This is a genomic window from Streptomyces sp. NBC_01689 (assembly GCF_036250675.1).
Taxonomy (GTDB): Bacteria; Actinomycetota; Actinomycetes; order Streptomycetales; family Streptomycetaceae; genus Streptomyces.
Map to the genome: position 1 here is coordinate 949307 of NZ_CP109592.1, position 18586 is coordinate 967892.

The 18586-nt window shown below is 71.1% G+C and carries 14 protein-coding genes and 1 pseudogene; 4 read left to right on the top strand and 11 right to left on the bottom strand.

The window, feature by feature from the left end:
- Positions 1 to 159 precede the first annotated feature (159 nt).
- The 8 genes from OG776_RS03770 to OG776_RS03805 all read right to left on the bottom strand — a co-directional run bounded on the left by OG776_RS03770 (position 160) and on the right by OG776_RS03805 (position 5460).
- On the bottom strand, positions 160 to 654 hold the full coding sequence (locus OG776_RS03770) for an ATP-binding protein (RefSeq protein ID WP_148014203.1): 495 nt from the start codon (positions 652 to 654) through the stop codon (positions 160 to 162).
- 46 nt (positions 655 to 700) lie between these two features.
- Positions 701 to 1072 (bottom strand): STAS domain-containing protein, encoded by a 372-nt coding sequence (locus tag OG776_RS03775; RefSeq protein ID WP_329318878.1) that lies wholly within the window; start codon positions 1070 to 1072, stop codon positions 701 to 703.
- Positions 1073 to 1282: 210 nt separating this feature from the next.
- Positions 1283 to 1648: a PRC-barrel domain containing protein gene (locus OG776_RS03780; RefSeq protein WP_148014201.1), complete on the bottom strand. Its 366-nt coding sequence runs from the start codon at positions 1646 to 1648 to the stop codon at positions 1283 to 1285.
- Positions 1649 to 1856: 208 nt separating this feature from the next.
- Positions 1857 to 2285, bottom strand: coding sequence for an STAS domain-containing protein (locus OG776_RS03785; protein WP_329318881.1), 429 nt, complete (start codon positions 2283 to 2285; stop codon positions 1857 to 1859).
- A complete protein-coding gene (locus OG776_RS03790; RefSeq protein ID WP_329318883.1) occupies positions 2282 to 2680 on the bottom strand; it encodes a B12-binding domain-containing protein in 399 nt (132 codons plus the stop codon). The genes OG776_RS03785 and OG776_RS03790 overlap by 4 nt, the downstream gene beginning before the upstream one ends.
- Complete coding sequence (locus OG776_RS03795) at positions 2677 to 4353, bottom strand: PP2C family protein-serine/threonine phosphatase (RefSeq protein ID WP_329318885.1); 1677 nt, start codon at positions 4351 to 4353, stop codon at positions 2677 to 2679. Before OG776_RS03795 ends, OG776_RS03790 begins: the two co-directional genes overlap by 4 nt.
- 184 nt (positions 4354 to 4537) lie before the next feature.
- The gene (locus OG776_RS03800) at positions 4538 to 4819 is read right to left on the bottom strand and encodes a hypothetical protein (RefSeq protein WP_329323827.1); all 282 of its coding nucleotides are present in this window, start codon (positions 4817 to 4819) and stop codon (positions 4538 to 4540) included.
- Positions 4820 to 4890: 71 nt separating this feature from the next.
- Positions 4891 to 5460, bottom strand: a complete 570-nt coding sequence (locus OG776_RS03805) for a hypothetical protein (RefSeq protein WP_148014567.1) — start codon at positions 5458 to 5460, stop codon at positions 4891 to 4893.
- Positions 5461 to 5892: 432 nt separating this feature from the next.
- Here OG776_RS03805 and OG776_RS03810 point away from each other — a divergent pair, with 432 nt between their 5' ends.
- Together OG776_RS03810 and OG776_RS03815 are read left to right on the top strand one after the other, a co-directional pair.
- The gene (locus tag OG776_RS03810; protein ID WP_148014568.1) at positions 5893 to 6468 is read left to right on the top strand and encodes a Dps family protein; all 576 of its coding nucleotides are present in this window, start codon (positions 5893 to 5895) and stop codon (positions 6466 to 6468) included.
- A 404-nt stretch (positions 6469 to 6872) separates the two neighbouring features.
- Positions 6873 to 7754, top strand: a complete 882-nt coding sequence (locus OG776_RS03815) for an RNA polymerase sigma factor SigF (protein WP_148014569.1) — start codon at positions 6873 to 6875, stop codon at positions 7752 to 7754.
- A gap of 506 nt (positions 7755 to 8260) precedes the next feature.
- On the opposite strand, the gene OG776_RS03820 is transcribed toward OG776_RS03815, so the two are convergent.
- The 3 genes from OG776_RS03820 to OG776_RS03830 all read right to left on the bottom strand — a co-directional run bounded on the left by OG776_RS03820 (position 8261) and on the right by OG776_RS03830 (position 14316).
- Positions 8261 to 9814, bottom strand: coding sequence for an elongation factor G (locus OG776_RS03820; protein WP_329318889.1), 1554 nt, complete (start codon positions 9812 to 9814; stop codon positions 8261 to 8263).
- Positions 9815 to 10001: 187 nt separating this feature from the next.
- A complete protein-coding gene (locus OG776_RS03825; RefSeq protein WP_329318891.1) occupies positions 10002 to 13721 on the bottom strand; it encodes a carboxypeptidase regulatory-like domain-containing protein in 3720 nt (1239 codons plus the stop codon).
- A 394-nt stretch (positions 13722 to 14115) separates the two neighbouring features.
- Positions 14116 to 14316: a hypothetical protein gene (locus OG776_RS03830; RefSeq protein WP_148012498.1), complete on the bottom strand. Its 201-nt coding sequence runs from the start codon at positions 14314 to 14316 to the stop codon at positions 14116 to 14118.
- Positions 14317 to 14736: 420 nt separating this feature from the next.
- Here OG776_RS03830 and OG776_RS03835 point away from each other — a divergent pair.
- Together OG776_RS03835 and OG776_RS03840 are read left to right on the top strand one after the other, a co-directional pair.
- A pseudogene (locus tag OG776_RS03835) lies at positions 14737 to 15957 on the top strand (IS3 family transposase).
- Positions 15958 to 16234: 277 nt separating this feature from the next.
- Complete coding sequence (locus tag OG776_RS03840; RefSeq protein ID WP_329326327.1) at positions 16235 to 18364, top strand: NACHT domain-containing protein; 2130 nt, start codon at positions 16235 to 16237, stop codon at positions 18362 to 18364.
- Positions 18365 to 18586 lie beyond the last annotated feature (222 nt).

The window sequence follows — 18586 nt, forward strand, 5'->3', positions numbered from 1 at the left end:
GATCATCGCAGGCCGTCGCGTGCCCGGGAAGACGGGACCGCGTTCCCGGCCCGCGGGGACCCGCCCGGTCCCGCGGGCGGACGCCGTGCCGGCAGGCCTCCGGAGTGCCGATGGACCGGGAGGGCCGCCCGTGCCCCGGGGAAGCCCGACGACGGTCCGTCACGTCAGGGGGACGAGGACCCGGATGGTCTTGCCGCCGCCGGGGGACGGTTCGACGGTGACCTCGCGGGCGAGCCGGAAGATCAGCGGCCAGCCGTACCCGTTCGGCCGGTGCCCCTCGGGAATCGACGCGAAGCCGAAGGCTCCGGCCGGCACGATGTCGCTGTTGTCGCGCACGGCCAGCCGGATGCCCCCGTCGGTCGGTGTGGCCCGGAATCCGGCCAGTCCCCCACCGTGCCGGATGGCGTTCGTGACCAGTTCCGAGACGACCAGGAGCAGGTCCACGACGGCTTCCTGGCGCACCCCGGCTCCAGGTCTCCCGTACTCGTCCACGAGGTCCCGCACGTACCGGCGTGCCGCCGCGGGGCTCGTCACCTCGGCCGCCCGGGCCTCGAAGGAGGCCGGCGGCGAGGCGGGCGGCCCGGTGAGAGTGGCCCGCTGGAGTGCGTCGTTCTGGTCCGTGATGGTGATGTCCCTGCGTTCGGCTGCTCTCATACGGTTTCCTCGCGGGTCGCGCCCTGCCACGGGAGGTCGGCGGTCCTCATCGCCCGGCCGTCGGGTCCGGCACGCTCATCGCCGTCTCCACGCTGTCGGCGAGGACGAAGAAGCCCTCCGTACCGGTCACGTCGAACAGCCTCCGGACGATGTCTCTGAAGGGCCCGCACACCACCATGAACGTGCCGCAGGCCCGATGGGCGCGCTGCGCTTCCAGGAGGACGTGCAGGATCGACGAGTCCGCGAAGAGGGTCCCCGACAGGTCGACGACCGTGCGCGCGGCGCCCACCCGTCGTGCGAGATCAAGGGTTTCCTCCAGTTGGGGCGCGCTCTCGTGGTCGATGTCGCCGCCGACTCGTACCACGAACGCGTCTTGGGCCTCCGCGTACGTGACGGTGGCCTCCAACTCGTCGGGCATCTGAACACTCTTTCTGGTCTGGTGGTGCGACGGCATCCTTCCGGCCGCGCATCACGGGCATCACATGTCCCCTGTGCGCTTCGGCACGGGAAAAGTATCCGGATGCACGCCTTGGGACACGACGTCCAGTCCGTGGGACCGGGCCGTGCGGCGGCCGCGCCGCGTACCGCCGGCGGCGCCGGGCCCGGGGGTTGCTCTCGGCGGCCGCCATCAGGCGGGCTGCCTCGGCGGCAGGCTCCGGTAGTAGGTGCCGACACGGGCGAGGTATTCGGGGTCCAGCGTCTCGCTGTCGGTCCGGAAGCGCGGAGCCGACTTGATCTCGTCCCTGGTGCATGCCATCGTCACCTTCTGCGCCTGCGAGTCGATGTCCGCGACGACGCCCACGGGTACGAGGACGCTCTTCCCGAACACCCACACCCCCGTGTCGACGACGAGATGGCGCATCCCGGAGTCGTCGGCCTGCCGGTCCACATGCCCTATGGTCCCGTCCGTCGCCTCGACGGCGTAGCCCGTGAGGTCCTGCGCCTCCGGGCTGCGGAAATGCGGCGCGTACGACCAGATTCTCTCGATCGTCATCTTTTCTTCCTCCTGCGTGGCCGGTTCGCTCGGCCGGAACCTCACCCGTGGGGACACCCGGCGGAGAGAGCACGCGGGAGGGGGAAAACCTCTCCAGCGTGCTCCAGAGCTGCAGTTACCCTGCTATCCGGATCGCATTCGGCGGAAATCCCGGTGCGCGGGCGTATTCGCCGTGGCGCGTGACCGCCGCGTACGGCTGTTCGATGGATCAGCCCGTACCGGGCCGCTGCTCACCTGCCGGCCGGTCCGCGGGCTGCTGCTCGACGGGGCCTTGCTCACCGGGGATCCGCGCGCGGGGGGCGGTGAGGTGGTGGAGCGTCCCGGTGACGTTCAGGAGCCGTTCCAGGACGGGGGGACGCTCGTCCAGATGGAGGCGGACGCCTCCCAGGTCCGTCATCCGACGGATCATCAGCAGGGTCGACAGGCCCATGGTGTCGATGGTGTCGAGTGCGGAGAACTCGATACGCAGGTCGGCCGGTTCTCCGCCGGTGTCACGGTGCTCGCCGAGCCACCGCTCGACGGTCTTCAGCAGTTCGTCGGACGACTCGAAGTCGAGGTCTCCGGCGACGTGGACCAGGACGGTGCCGGCCTCGGCCTCGACGGTGAGCGTGAGCGGTGTGGGATGCGAAGGGGTCATGCGGGCTTTCCGGGGCCGGGGAGTCGGGGTGTCGGGGCTCGGCCGGCGAGCGCCTCACGCGCCCGGGCCGGGGTGAGGAGGCCTCGCGAGGTCTCGTTCCGTCGGCCGGGGCGGGGGGCCGGCGCGGCGACGACCGCCTCGTGGATCGCGATGGCGGTGTGTTCCTGTGCAAGGGTGAGCCGGTTCGCCGGCCATGTCGCGCCGGACCTCACCTGTGCGGGGGCGATCGCGTCGAGGAGGACGGACTCGGCGCCGGTGGCGGGTCCTTGGGTGTCGGAGACCGTGGTGGTGGCACCGTGCTCGTCTCCCGGGCGGACCGCCGTCCACCGGCGTTCCCGGACGTGTTCGAGCAGGGTGCCGCCCTGCTGTTCGCCGGGGAGGGACAGACGCGTCATGCGGTGTACCTGCCCCGGGTGTGCCCGTTCACCGCGCTCAGGTGCGCGTGGTGCGGCGCCGTGACCGCCACGGTCGCCATGTCGTCGTGGGCGCCGCGCCCGACCCACTGCGCGGCGAGCATCTGGACGTGCTCGACGACGGCCTCGGCGGGCAGGCCGGCGCACCGGGCCAGCGCGGACTCGAGCCGCTCGACACCGAACAGCTCGTCGCCGAGCGGCCCGCCCCGGCCTTCGGTGATGCCGTCGGTGAAGAACAGGCAGGTCTCCCCCGGGGCCAGTTCGACCCGCGCGGTGGTCGAGCTGATGTCCCAGAAGGCGCCGACCAGGGTCCCCCGTGTCCCCACCGTCTCGACCGTGCCGTCGGCCCGGACGATCAGGGGCGCGGGGTGACCGGCACTGGTGACGCGCAGCCGCACCGTACCGCCGCTGCGCACGACGGAGGCCAGGGCCAGGGTGACGAAGCGGGTGTGATGCGAGTTCATCAGCGCCCCGTTGAGCAGTCCGAGCAGCCGCTGGTGGTCGTCGGCCAGCGGCAGGAGCGCCTGGACCGTGTTGCGGACCTTGCCGGTGAGCACCGCCGCGTCCAGTCCCTTGCCGCACACGTCCCCGAGGACGACGAGGGCCTCCTGCCCCTCGTCGGTGCCGGGGTGGACGTCGTAGAAATCGCCCCCCACGCGGTCCGCCTGGCCGGAGGGGAGGTACTTCCCGGCGAACTCCACGCCGTGCACGCTGCGGAGCTGGGGCGGCAGCAGTTCACGCATCAGGGTGGTCGTGATGGCCGCCTGCTCCGCGTACATGCGCGCCGCGGACATGGCGGCCCCCGCCCGGGAGGCGAAGAGGCGGGCGAAGACCTCCTCGCTCTCGGTGAACGCCGACCGGCGCCCGGAGCGCAGCAGGACGAGCGCACCCGCCGGGACTCCGTGGCCGGGCAGGGGTGTCACGACGGCGGAACGGACCGGGCCGGTGAACCCGTCCGGGACGGCCCACTCGGGAACGGCGGCGGGATCGATCCAGCGTGACGGCACGGGCGGGAACCCGCGCAGGGCGTCGGTCAGACCGGGCAGTTGTTCCAGGTCTGCCTGGACCTGCCGGTGCACCACGTCGCCGTCGGGTCCGCAGTACGTCAACTGCGCCTTCCGCCCGCGCGGTGGTGCCACGATCACGGCGGCGTCGGCGAGGTGCTCGGCGGCCAGGCGAGCGGTGATCTCCATGCAGCGTTCGGCGTTCAGTGACGACAGCAGCGCGCTGGAGGCTCCGGCCAGAAAGGCGGTGCGCCGGCGCTCGCTCGCGAGGGCGTCCTCGGCAAGGCGCCGGTCGGTGTCGTCGACCAGCCACCACATCACGTCACCGCTGTCCGTGCGGGTAGGACGGGCTTCGAAGGTCCGGTCGCCGACTGCTCCGTGGGCGGGGGACGCGGGGGGTCCGGACTCCGCGTCCCCGCTCTCCTCGTCGGGCGAGCCGGCTCCGGCGTGCGCGTCCGCGATCCACTCCGGGACCACACAGCGCAGCCAGGCGCCGGGAACGGCGGCCGGGAACAGGGCGGCCGCCGCGGCGTTCACTTCGACGACATCACCGGACGGGTCGGCGATCAGGACGGGGTAGGGGGCGGCGCCCCACGCCGTATCGGAGGTGATACCGCGCGGGCCGGCGGGAGGCTGCTGGGAAGTGTCCACGAGCGAGGGCGCGTGACTGCGTGCCCACAACCTTCTTTCCGAGAACGAGAACAGTTTCCTTGCGGCAACCATCTCGTGCCGGGCCGCATCACTGCAAGTCGCCCACCACAAGTCTCGTCAAGCCCCACGGGCGCACCCCGTTCGGCGTATCCTCCGCTCCCCCGCCCCTCCGGCCCCACCGGTGTCAGCGCCTGCGACCGCGGGCCGCCCAGCCGCTGCCGATCCCGGCCACGTGCAGGGCGAGCAGGGCCAGTCCTATGAGCATGACATTCGTTGACGTGAACACGTCATTCGTAGAGATGTCCGCGGCGTTGATCAGGAAAGCGATGAACAGCAGGACCGCCGCGACGATGCCGAGCATGATGTCTCCTCTTCCGAAGTGATGATGACGTCCGGATGCCCCCAACACGCCGGCCGACACAACTTCGCCGCCGCCCTTGCCGCGGCCTGCGAGCAATGCGGTCATTTCGGACCACGGGAGACCGGAGGCGCGCCCGGCGACGGAGACATCCCCGCCGGGCGCACCCCGGCGCGCCGCTAGGAGACGGCGGGTTCAGCCGTCCCCTCGCGCTCCGGGGCTCCCGGCTCCCCGCCCGCGCCGGTCGCCCGCCAGCGGTCCTCCTCCCGGACGACGAGCCCCTGGTCCGCCAGCCCCTTCAGGTGCCGCAGGACGGTGGCCTCCTGGAAGCCGACGGCCGCACAGAGTTCGTCCAGACCGGACCCCTTCACACCCGCGCTCGCCAACTGCTCCCACGTACGTACCGCGTGACGGCTCAGCCCGCTCTCCCGCACCCTCCGCAGGACCGCGGGGTACTCCTCGCCCCCCTGGCTCTGCCCGGGAAGCGGCGCGTGGGCGGGCGTCGACACGCCCTCGTCCCCGTGACGCGAGGTCTCGTGGCCGGCGCGCGCCTCCGCACGTCCGGCCGCCGGCTCCCCACGGCCCGCCGCCTTCTGCTCACGGCCGGCCGGCGACGTCACCCGGCCCGCCGCCATCTCCTCACGACCGGCCGTCGCCGGTGGCACGGCTCGCGGCGCCCCGGCCCGTCCGACCGGACGCGGCGTCATGTTCACCGTGCGGTGCCTGCGCCCCTTGCGATGTCGGCTCATCGGTTCCTCATCTCCGCATCGACGATGCTCACGCATGGACAACGAGCCAGTCGGCAGAAAGCCGTTCAGCCGTTCGAATGACACTTGCGGTCGCTCGCGGCGGCTCGGCACGGACCGGCAGCGGCGTCTCCAGGGAAAGGTGTGACCCACAGCAACCGGGGCACTCGCGGTCCTGGAGGTTGATACCGATCGGCTCCCCTGATCGTGGTTCTTCCGCTCGCCCTTCCGCTGTTCGGCGCCGACCTCGCCGTTCAGCCGCTGTGGCGGATCGCCGTCATCGTGCCGGCCGTATGGCTGCTCGGTTTCGTGGGACGACCCGGGGCGCCCGGCGGCCGCCGTGGTCGCCGATACCACTGGTGGCCACGCCGCCGGCACGGCATCCGCGAACCTCCCGCAGGGACATACGATACGAAAGAAGGAAAGAGGGACATCATGGCCTCTGTCACGACCCCGAACTACACGATTCCCGGGATCAGCACGAGTGACGGCGGCAGGATCATCGATCTGCTCCGTACCCGGCTGCACGCTCTCAACGACCTCTCCCTCACCCTGAAGCACATTCACTGGAATGTCGTGGGCCCGCACTTCATCGCCGTGCACGAGATGCTCGACCCGCAGGTGGAGGCCGTACGGGGCATGGCCGACGACACCGCCGAGCGCGTCTCCGCCCTCGGCGGCGTGCCGCAGGGCACACCGGGGGCGCTGGTGGCCGAGCGCACCTGGGACGACTACAGCGTCGGCCGGGCGGACGCGATCGCCCATCTCGGCGCCCTCGACCTGGTCTACACGGGGATCGTCGAGGAACACCGCGCGGCCGTCGCCGAGATCGGCAAGATCGATCCGGTGACCGAGGACCTGCTCATCGGACAGCTGCGCGCGCTGGAGCAGTTCCAGTGGTTCGTGCGCGCCCATCTCGAGAGCTCCGGCGGAACCCTTTCGAACGCCACCGCCCGGACGGAGGGTCAGGCGGCTGAGCTGGCCGGCCGCAGCGGTGAAGGGCAGCAGTAGGGAGGGGACGCTCCCCCGGGCGAGGGCCCGGACCCGTGCGACGGGTCCGGGCCCTCGCCCCATCCCGGCGCGGGGCGCCGGGTGCCGGCGGCCCCGCGCGGGGCCGGCCCGGCCGCGTACGGTGGCGGTGCCGGACCCGCTCCCCGACCACGCGGCCGGGAGCTCGTTCCCGGCGCACCGCCCGACCGCCGGCCACGGGTCGGACGCGCTCCCCCGGCACGGTCACCCGCCGGAACCGGGTGCATCCGGCGGGCCAGTGAGGCCGGAAGGGGTGCTGGGAGACATGCGGGCGCACCCCGGACGAACAAGTTCCAGAATTTCGTGGTGTCGGCCGGCATGACTCGCATAAGGCAGGGCAGACGAGCCGTGTCTTCAGTTCCTTCGGACGATGTGGGGTGGATCGCATGGCAGCCGTGACGGCAGCGATGGCAACGGACACGGCGCGGCACGCGGTGACGACCGAGGGGGAGTCGCTCCCTCTCATCGACGAGCCTCTGAAGGTGAGCCCGAAGGACGCGCGCACCCTGTCGCGTCAGTTCTTCGACCGGCTGGCCGTGCTGGAGGAAGGCACCCACGAATACCAGTACGCGCGCAACACCCTCATAGAGATGAACCTCTCCTTGGTGCGGTACGCGGCGGCACGCTTCCGCAGCCGTAACCAGGACGAGATGGAGGACATCGTCCAGGTCGGCACGATCGGCCTCATCAAGGCCATCGACCGGTTCGAGCTGACCCGCGAGGTCGAGTTCACCTCCTTCGCCGTGCCCTACATCGTCGGTGAGATCAAGCGCTTCTTCCGCGACACCAGTTGGGCCGTCCACGTGCCCCGGCGTCTGCAGGAGGCCCGTATCGAGCTGGCCAAGGCGACGGAGGAGCTGCGCACGCGCCTGGGCCGGACCCCGACCACGCGTGAGCTGTCCGAGCTGATGTCCCTCTCCGAGGAGGAGGTCATCGAGGCCCGCAAGGCGTCCAACGGCTACAACTCCTCGTCCCTGGACGCCGCGCTCACGGCCGACAACGGCGCGGACGGCGAGAGCGTCCTGGCGGACTTCATCGGCGAGGACGACCCGGCGCTCGAACTGGTCGAGGACTTCAACTCCCTGGCGCCGCTGATCGCCGGTCTCGACGAGCGGCAGCGTCGCATCATCCACATGCGGTTCGTCGAGGAGCGCACCCAGGCCCAGATCGGCGAGGAGCTCGGCATCTCGCAGATGCACGTCTCGCGCCTGATCACCCGCATCCTCAAGCGGCTGCGCAGCGGGCTGCTCGACCCGTCGGTCGCCTGACACCCCGGGCTCCCTCCAGGGGCCCTCGTGCCGTGGCTGTTGCCCGCACCGGAATTCCGGTGCGGGCAACAGCCACGGCACGACGCGTTTCTGATCAGCCCGCGCCTACGGGACATGTCACCGGAGATGTCGCGCCGCCTTCGCCCGTGCGCCCGCCCAGCACAGAGCGCGGCCCCGCCCGCAGCCGGGGGGTGGCTGAGGACGGGGCCGGGGGCTCGGGGTCGCCTGGGGGGGGTGGCTTCCTCGAGCGGTCTGTGATTGCGGGTGCCCCGCCCGAAGCGAAGCATGCGCGGCAATTCAAAGAAGTCCGGACCGCAGGACTCGGAGCAGGCGGCGCGGAGCGCCGGCCGGGCACCTGGGTCCGCGGTGGCGCTCCCGCCGGTTCCGCCCGGGCGGGGGCGGGACCGGCAGGAGCGCTCCGGCTCCGGAGCCGTACGAACCAGGCGCCGTCGCATCCCCGGCGCGGAGCGGTCCGCGTATCCGTCGGCGAACCGCCGCTCGGTGGGTCAGCGCATCGGTGTGCCGTGGGGCGCCGTGCCCGACGCCGGGGCGTGACCGGCGGGCCGGGTGGTGAAGACCCCGCGGCCCCGGGTCCGGCTGCGCAACCGCGTCGCGTAGCCGAAGAGCTCGGCCAGCGGCACGACGGCGCTGATCACCACGGCGCCCCCACGCGGTACGGAGCCGGAGACCTGCCCGCGGCGTGCCGCGAGGTCGCCGAGCACCGCGCCCACGGCGTCGTCGGGCACGGTGACCGTGAGATCCACCACCGGTTCCAGCAGCACCATCGAGCAGGCCCGCAGCGCCTCCCGCAGCCCGTTCCGTCCGGCCGTGCGGAACGCCATCTCCGAGGAGTCCTTCGGATGGGTCGATCCGTCGGTCAGTACGACGCGCACCCCGGTCACCGGGTTGCCGCCGAGCGGACCCTCGGCGAGCGCGTCCCGGCATCCGGCCTCCACGGCGCGGACGTACTCCTGAGGTACCCGCCCGCCGACCACGGCCGAGCGGAACGCGAACCGTGCCGCGCCGTCGTCGGCCACGTCGCCGGGGGTGTCCCGGCCGGCCTCCAGCGGTTCCACATCGATGACGACATGGGCGAACTGGCCCGCGCCGCCGTCCTGCTTGACGTGCCGGTGGACCAGCCCGGACACCCCGCGCACGACGGTCTCCAGGTAGGCCACCCGCGGCCTGCCGACACGGATCTCCAGCCCGTGGGCCCGCCGGATCTTCTCCACCGCCACCTCCAGATGCAGTTCCCCCAGACCCGACAGCACCGTCTGACCGGTCACGGGATCGGTACGGACGACCAGCGACGGGTCCTCCTCGGCCAGGCGGGCCAGCGCCGGCATCAGGCGGTCCGCCTCGGTGGTCCCGCCGGCCTCGACGGCCACCGAGACGACCGGTTCGGCGACCGTCGGCGGTTCGAGTACCAAGGGGGACCCGGGTGCGGTCAGCGTCGACCCGGCGCGGGCCGACTTCAGCCCGACGACCGCGACGATGTCCCCGGCCACCGCCCGTTCCAGCGGGGCGTGCCGGTCGGCCTGGACCCGCAGGATCCGTCCGATCCGCTCGACGCGCCCGGCGCCCGACTCCCACACCGTCTCCCCCTTCCCGACCGTTCCCGAATAGACCCGCAGGTACGTCAGCCGTCCCGTGCCGGTGGCGCTGACCTTGAACACCAGTGCCGTGAACGGCGCCCGCGGGTCGGCGGCCCGTTCCCGTTCCGCGCCGTCGCGGGTGCCGCGCACCGCGGGGACGTCCAGCGGCGAGGGCAGATAGGCCACCACCGCGTCCAGCAACGGTTCGACTCCGCGGTTGCGGTAGGCCGAGCCGCACAGCACCACGACGCCGTCACCGGACCGGGTCAGATCGCGCAGGGCGGCGACCAGGGTCGGCACGGTGACACTTCCCTCGGCGCAGAACTCCTCCAGCGCGGCGGGGTGGAGTTCCGCCACCGCCTCCTCCAGCAGTCGTCGTCGGCGCTCGGCCTCGGCGCGCAGCGTCTCGGGCACCGGGCCTTCCTCGGGTGTGTCGCGGCCGTCGGTCCAGACGGACGCCCGCATGCGCGGCAGGTCCTCCACGCCGGTGAAGCCGGACTCCGTACCGATCGGCAGACCGCGCAGTTCCTCGCGTTGCGGGCCAGGATCGTGCTGCGCTGCGCGGAGGGCGGGACGAATCAGCAGCCGGCGGCGCCGCGCCCCGGGCGGCCGTGGCGGCTTCCCGGGGGCGCGGCGTGCGGGGTGAACAGTCCTACTCGGTGTGGCTTTTGACGATGTGCAGGGACACCGGGACCGGTGCCACCCAGTACGGGATGTCGCCGCGCAGGATCACGGACGCCGTCCAGTCACCGGGTCGGCCGAGCTCGCGCGCGTCCAGCGTCACCGTGAACGACGTGCTCTGCCCGGGCCGCAGCCTGAGCTGGTGCACGCTCTCCGACAGCCACGGCACGTCCGACTCGGTCTGGTCGTAGCCAGGGAGCAGGTCCGCCGTGGCCACCGGGATCGGGAAGCGGGACTGGGCGCTGCCGCCCACCCGGTACATGCCGGGCGCGGCTCCGCCCCGGTAGACGGCGGTGGGCGCGTCGGGCAGCCTGCGCCAGGTGTCCGTGCCGGGGTCGTAGGCGTAACCCTCGGCGGTGAGCACCCGGTTCACGCCGACGCGCTTGAAGCCGCCGGACACCAGGAGCTGTCCGTCGGCGGCGGCGTGGACGCCCGCCGCCAGGCCGACGGGCATGTCGGCGATGGGCTGCCAGCTGTCGGACGCCGGGTCGTAGACGTAGCCGGCGCCGGTCTCGACGTAGTCGTGGGTGCCTCCCGCGCAGTACAGCTTGCCGTTGACAGCGCCGCACGCGCCCCAGCCGATGGACTGCGGGTAGTCGGCCGCCTCGGACCAGACGCCGAAGCGCGGGTCGAGGACGTACACGCTGCCGAAACAGTCGGTGTTGTCGCAGCCGCCGACCACGTAGAGCCGCCCGTCGAGCACCGCGCTCGCGGACCCGAACCGGCCCTCGGGCATGTCGGGGCCCTTCGTCCAGGTGCCGTGGACCGTGTCGTACACCTGTGTGGTGCGGCTGACGACCTCGTCGGGGCCCCAGCCGCCCGCGGTGTACAGCCGTCCGTCGATGAGGCCGTGCGCGGTGGCCTGCCGGGGCTCCGGGGCGTCGGCGCCCCGCGTCCAGGCGCCCGCCGACGGGTCGTACACATAGAGCTCGGCGGAGGGGGTGAAGCCGTCCGACGTGCCGAGGGCGGAGTAGACCTTGCCGCCGAGGCTCTCCACCGCGTTGTCCATCACGGGGGCGGGGAGGTCCGGCAGATGCTGCCAGGACGTGCCCGGACCGGAGGTGCCGGGACCGGTTCCGGTGCGCTCGCCGATGCGGACGGTCGCGGTGGCGGTGCCGGTGTTGCGTACGGTCACCTTCCGCGTCACCGTGCCGTGCGGGGTGGTCGTCGCGTCGATCCGTCCGGCGCCGACCGCCAGGCGTCCGGCGTCGAGCACGAACGAGGTCTTCGCGACGGCGTCCCGGGCCACGGTGGCCTTGCCGGACGCGTCGCGGTAGGAGGGTTTGGCCGCCGTGAAGGCGTGCCGGCCGCCGCCCGGGACGAAGAGCCGGTAGAGGCCGTCGCCGACCCGCGGGTCGCCGGTGGTCGCCAGGGTCGGCGCCGAGGCCCCGCCGCCGCTCACCGTGGCGCCGATCAGACCCCGTCGGGTGTTCGCGTCGGTGACGGTACCGCTGAGCACGCCGCCGGGGACGGGCTTCAGGACCCGCTCGGCGACCGTGACGTCGTCGACGGCCCAGAGCATGCCGGGGCCGGTGAAGTGGAAGCGCACCTGTACCGCACGCTCGCCCGCGTACTCGGTCAGCGGGATCTCCACCCGGCCGGTTCCCCACAGCTGCGTCTGGTGCCACACCGTGGTCCAGGTCCGGCCGCCGTCGGTGGTGACGTCCACGTCACCGACCTGGTCCCCGGAGCCCTCGTAGTCGGTGTCGAAGGCGAGTTCGGGGTCGCCGGTGCGGCGCAGGTCGTGGACCGGGCTGATCAGCTGGGTGTCGAGCGCGGTGTCCCAGCCGGCGTGGTCGTTGTCCGCGACCGCGAAACCGCCGGTGCCGCCGGTGTTGTTGCCCCGGCCGCCCGGATCGTCGAAGGACCAGCCCTTGGCCGTGGCGGGCGCGTCGACGACGCTCCAGCCCTGCGGCGCGCCGTCGGTGGCGTCGAAGGTCTGGGTGTCGACGGTGTCCACGCGGAGGCTGTACGCCGGGTTGCCCTCGGCCCAGGTGTCGGCCGGCAGCGCCACGCCGACACGCTGGTCGGCGGTGCCCACGGCCACCTTCTTCACCAGGGACCGGTAGTCGCTGTCGTCGCTGACGACCCGCAGCGTGTACGTCTGCCTCTCGGGCAGGTCGAGCCGGTAGGCGCCGGTGTAGGCGTCCGACCAGACGGGTGCGCCCGGCACGCCGTCGACGCTGATCCTCGCGTGCAGCGGCCAGCCGTGGCCCGAGCCGTCGGTGACGGTGCCGGAGACCCGGTGGGTGGCGAGCTTGCGCAGGGCGAAGTCCGCGGTCACGGCGGTGTTGTCGCCAACCTGGACGTCGGCCGCCTTGCCGGAGGCGTAGCCGTAGGCGGCGACCTGGACCTGGTGGCGGCCGACCGGAAGCGGCAGGGTGTAGCGGCCCGCGCTGTCGGTGGTGGCGGTGTAGACGCCGGAGGTCACCTTGGCCGCGGCGAGGGGTGCGCCGGTCGCCGTGTCGGTGACCTTGCCGGAGAGCGTGCCGTGCGCGCCCATGCGGAACGCCGAAAGGCCGTCAGGGGTGCCGAGGCCGGTCGGGCCGTCATAGCCGGTGCCCGCGGTGCACAGGTACGCCGGGGAGCACTTGCCGTTCGACCCCTTCGTCACGTCGTGCAGCCCGGCGCCGGAACCGGCGTACGGGTAGGCGTTGGGGTACGTCCCGGCGACCGGGGTGCCGGCGTTCGCGTACACGCCCGCGATGATCGGGGCCGAGGCGCTCGTGCCGCCGATGACGCCCCAGCCCCCGGACTGCCCGTAGGTGTCGTAGACGGCGACGCCGGTGGCCGGGTCGGCCACGGCGGAGACGTCCGCGACGCTGCGGCCCGCGCAGCCGGTGTCCTTCTGGAAGGCCGGCTTGGGCTCGTAGAGGGAGCAGCCGGAACCGGTGCCGGCGCCGTCGTGGCTCCACACGGACTCGGACCAGCCGCGCGCGGTACCCGAATCCTTGGTGAGGGTCGTGCCGCCGACCGCGGTGACGTGCGGCGACGCGGCGGGGTAGGCGACGCCGTAGTCGCTGTCACCGGCGGAGGCGACGATCGCGACGCCCGGGTGGTCGAAGTGCACGTCCCCCGCCGACTCCGCGGGGTCCTCGGGGAAGAACGCGTAGTTGGAGCCGTAGGAGTTGGAGACGTACCCGGCGCCGAGTGCGACCGCCTGGTCGACAGCGGTGCCCAGGTCCTCGGAAGAGGCCCGGTCCGCCTCGACCAGCACGATCCGCGCGTTGGGGGCGACGGCGGAGACCATGTCCAGGTCGAGCGAGATCTCACCGGCCCAACCCGGGTCGGGATCCGGGTAGTCGGTGCCGCCGCGCTGGTCCACCTTGGTGAAGCAGCCGTTGGCCTTGGTGCAGGCCGGCAGCCCGTACTGCGCGCGGTAGACGGCGAGGTCGGCCTCGGCGTTGGGGTTGTCGAAGGCGTCGACGATGGCGATGGTCTTGCCCGCGCCGCCGTCCGAGGGCAGGTCGTAGGCGCCGCGCAGATCGGCCGGGCCGAATCCCCGAGGGGCCGCGCCGGCCGTCCGCAGACCCTTGTGCGGGGTGATGTCGGTGCGCCGCAGGCCGAAGCAGGTGAACTCGTGCGGCTTGGGCGGACCGCACAACGGCTCGGCATGGCCGGGCAGTTCACGTGTGACCGTGAAGGGCTTCGCCGTCTTCTCGGGGGCGTCGGCCTGAGCGGGGACCTGCACGCAGAGCGCAGCCAGAGCGGCGGTGCTCAGGACCGCCGCGGCGGCCTTCGGCCATCTTCGCCCGCGAGGCTCGGATCTCCGGGATATGAACAAGTCAACTCCTCTTAACGTCTTGCCTGCAGCAGCACACTCCGTGCCTGATGCGGTGACCGGTCCGGCCTGCCGGGAGCCCGACGCGTACGACGCGGCGCCCCGATGACCTTTTCCAGCCACCGAACTAGATCAGTGAGTTGCAGATACATCCAGAAAAGTTCGCAAGAACTACTGCTTTTTTGACTTCACTTGACCAAGTGAAACGAACGGAACACGGATCGAGAGCGCGAGACTGTGCCCCGCGCCCCCGCGCCCCCGACCCGGTTCCGAGGCCTGGCGCCCGCCGCCACGAGCCGCGGACTCAGGCGGCGATCGACAGCGGACCGCCCCCTGAGTCGAGCGAGCGCGGGATCCGCGCCTCCTCCTTGCGCGCCGAGGCAGGGGCGATACGGCCACCCGCGCGACGGAGGGCGAGACCGGCCAGGTCGTCGGCGGTCTCGTCGAGTTCGTGTCCGATGTGCCCCTGGAACCAGCGGACCTGGACGCGGGTGCAGTGCCGCAACAGGCGGTGATCACGCCCCCGGCGACGATCGTGTCCGCGGGAACGATCTCGGAGGGACCACCGCACCCTCAGGCCTCAGCCGCGCTTCGCGTACGAACGTCAGCCGCCATCGGATGCCGTCACGCGCCCTCGACACGATCAGACGCGCTCGGGCACCGCGACGACGAGCGGGCTCCTCCAGAAATCGCGTCGCCGGGTGAGACTGGTTGCCGCGAGTGTGACGGCGCGACGGCTTCGCGACCCCCATGCCCTCCGTGGCGGTGATTCCGCAGCTCTCACCTGTTCGGGAGGTAGCGGTCGAGCAGGGCCTCGAGCTCATCGATCCATGCCTCGGTCTGATGGAACTGACGGACCTGAGGTGACCCCGGCGGTGTGGACACACCGACAATGGATCTTGCAGATCCGAGGAAGGGTGTCCTGGTGGGACGGAAGTCTCCGTATCCGGAGGAGTTCAGGAACGATGCCGTCGCGCTGTACCGCTCGGCGGGCGGGAAGCGCACGTATGCGGCGGTCGCGGCGGACGTCGGGGTGACCGGCGAGACGCTGCGGAGCTGGGTGCGCCAAGCCGACGAACACGCCGGCCGCGATCACGGTTGTGGCGAGCAGAGCGTGGAGGGCCGGGAGGAGGAACTGGCCCGGCTGCGGGCGGAGAACGGCCGACTGCGCAAGGCCGAGAAGGAGTGGGAGCTCGAGCGGGAGATCCTGCGCCGGGCGGCGGCCTATTTCGCCAAGGAGATGAAGTGAAGACCCGCCGCTGGGACTTCGTCTCCGCCCATGCCGAGACCTTCGGCGTCCAGCGGATATGCCGGGTCCTTCGGGTCTCGCGCTCGGGCTACTACCGGTGGATCGCCGGTGCGAAGACCCGCCAGGAGCGGCAGGCCGCCGACGACGCCCTGCTCGTGGAGATCCGTGAGGTCCACACCGAGCACAAGGGAACCTATGGTGTCCGGCGCGTCCATGCCGAACTGCGCGGCTTCGGGCGCACCGTCAACCGCAAGCGCATCGAGCGGCTGATGCGACGGCACGGCGTCGAGGGACGGCACCTGCGGCGCCGCAAGCGCACCACCGTCCCGGACCGGCTCGCACCGCCCGCCCCGGACCTCGTCCAACGCCGGTTCACCGCCGCCCGGCTGGACGAGAAGTGGTGCGGCGACATCACATACGTGCAAGTCGGCGGGACATGGCTGTATCTCGCCTGCGTCATCGACATCTGCTCACGCCGGGTGCTCGGCTACTCGATGGGCCACCCACATGCGCGCCGAACTGGTCATCGACGCTCTGACGATGGCGGTCGCAACCCGCGGCGGCAACGTCACCGGAGTGATCTTCCACGCGGACAGGGGAGCCCAGTACACGTCGGCGGCGTTCGCGCAGGTCTGTGACCGTTTCGGGATCCGCAGGAGCATGGGCCGGGTCGGCTCGAGCTACGACAACGCCCTCGCCGAGTCGTTCTGGCAGGGGCTCAAGAGGGAGACGATGCACCAGCGGATGTTCTCGACGGTGCGTCAGGCGAGGCTGGAGATCTTCCAGTGGCTGACCTACTACAACGCCCGACGGCGCCACAGCGCCCTCAACTACCTCTCGCCAGCCGAGTTCGAACAGCAGCACCAGCGAGGACGTAAACTCACACTCGCCGCATGAACCCCTGTGTCCACACTCCGGGGGACACCTCACCCACTCCTGATCGGTGAGTTCATGGCGACGTATCACCCCACCATGATCCACCATCCGATGATCTTTGAAGACGGACCCTAGTACGAGCCACCGTTCGAGGCCAGAAGAAAAAGAACAAGCTGAGAGCCTGTGTCTGAGCCTGGCATGCCAAGCGGGTCTTCCCTATTTATGCCGTGATCTTTCGCCAGTTCCCGGCACAATGGCCGCTATGGGACATGGGGGGGCTGGCGGCAGACCAAGACGTGTGAGTGTGTGGTACCTGGTGTTGTTCGTGTCGGGCTCGGCCGTGGCGCTGGGACTGTCTGAGATCTACGAACTGGAAACACCCGCGATTGCCGTTGGAGTGGTGCTGGGCCTGCCTGCGGTCTACCTCGCCTGGGCAGCCTTCCGTGCCGACCGGGTGGAAGCGGCCGCCATCGACGAAGACACGGCCGCCGTGAAGCTGGCCGAGGCGGTCACGAAGTGGTTGAACGAGGAGGCGCGCTTTCGCCGCATCTACGAATCTCGGCCGTTGCCGGTGGCCTGGCGGGCAGCGGCCGAGGACTTGACGGAGCACTGGCCGGATGTGGCGGATTTGGCTCGGTCCTGGCCGGGGGGAGGGCCCGGCGACCAGGCCCAGTGGGCGCAGGACGCTGCAGGGCTATCTGGGCAGGATGCCGAAATCGGCGACATTTTCTTTGGAAAGGTGCCCACCCGCCGACTGGTGATCCTCGGGGAGCCTGGCGCAGGCAAGAGCGTGTTGCTGGTCCGGTTGCTCCAAGACCTCATGGGACGCCGCAGCGACGGCGACCCGGTGCCCGTTCTGTTCTCCATCGCCTCCTGGAACCCCCGCCAGCCGTTGAAGGATTGGCTGGCCGAACAGTTGCGGCGGGAGTATGAGCGCCTGAGTAACACCGCGCCAACTCTGCTCACCACTCCCCGAGAGGGTCCCGGTGACCTGGCACAGGCACTGGTCGACCACGGCCGGATCCTGCCTCTGCTCGACGGCTTCGACGAACTTCCCCCCGACCTGCACCCGGTAGCGCTCAAGGCCCTCAACTGGGCGCTGCCCACCGATCAGCCCCTGGTCCTAGCCAGCCGAACCGCTGCCTACCGGACTGCCGTGGCCGCCCACCCTGATACCTGGATGGGTATCAAAGGTGCTGCTGCCATCCAGTTGCTCCCCCTGGAGCCGCCGCACGCAGCGGCCTATCTGCGCCGGGGCGCCGACGCGCGCGCCGCTCGCCGGTGGGACAGGGTGATCGCCTGCCTGGGCACCGATACCCCAGTTGGGCAGGCATTGAGCACCCCGCTGGGCTTGTTCCTGGCTCGTACGATCTACGCCCCTACCCCACAAGCCGCATCCGTACTCGAACCCCCGCATCCGGACGAACTGTGCAACACCAGGGTGTTCCCCACCCGCGCCGCCGTATACACCCGCCTGTTCAACGCCTTTATCCCTGCTGCCTATGGCCCCGACCATCGCCGGCCACCCCGCTGGTCTGTTGGCCAGGCTCAGCAGGCCCTCGCTGTCCTTGCCCGGCATCTGGAAGCACACCGGGGAGGCAGTACCGATCTGGCCTGGTGGGAACTCGGTTCCACGGCCCCTTCAGCGCCTCAGTTCCTCACTGCGGCGCTTGTGCCCGGCCTCATCGGTGCTGTCACGGTCGGTCTCGTTGTGGGCGTCAGTTTCGGGTTCGTGCTGGGGCTTGTTGGGATGCTGGCCGGTGGCATCGTGGCCGCGTGCGCCTCCCTCTACGGGTTCGACAGCGCACTACCGGGGCAATACCCAAGCCGCCGATACCGCTCCGGCCTAATGCTTGGGCTCATGGCGGCTCTCGTAACAGCGCTTCTTGCGTATGTGTTCGTTGGTGGCCGGGCTGCCCAGTACGTCGGCGTGATCGTCGGAGCCGCGTTCGCGGCCTTGGCAGGAGAGTTGACCTTGGGAAGGGCTGACCTGGCCGAGAGGGTCGGTCCGGAGGTCCTGATTGCACAAGATCGCCGTAGCTTCTTCCAGATCGTGCTGATATACTCTCTCGGCTTCGGGCTCCTAGGCGTGTTTCTGTGCGGGCTGACGGGCCCATTTCCGGGCATACCGGCGTTCGGGATCGGTGGAGGGCTGGCCGTCGGGCTCACTGCTGGATTCGCGTACGGATTCGCTGCCGGATGCAGGGAGACGGCATGGGCGGCGTTCGCTGTAGCAACGGCCTGCCTCACGGTGTCGAGCCGACTCCCATGGTCGTTGATGGGGCCTTGGTCGTTGATGGCGTTTCTCCAGGACGCCCATGAGCATCGCGGCGTTCTGCGCCAAGTCGGTACGGTCTACCAGTTTCGCCACATCGACCTGCAACGACATCTCGCCCGGCAACAGCGTGGATCCCAATCTGGCCCTTGAGCTTGATGTCCTTGCTGGGAATGCAGACCGGCTGCCCAGTCGGGGATTCCCAGCGGTCGCTCTCGGTTCACACGGTGCTCGTATGGGCAGGGACGGGATGCCCCGGCTGCGGCTGGTCGTGGTCACGGACGACGATGCGCGGCCGCGGTTGTGTCGGGGGTGCGGTGGTCCGCTGATGCCGTCGGCGAAGGTGACGGCGGTGTTCTGCTCGTCGGCCTGCCG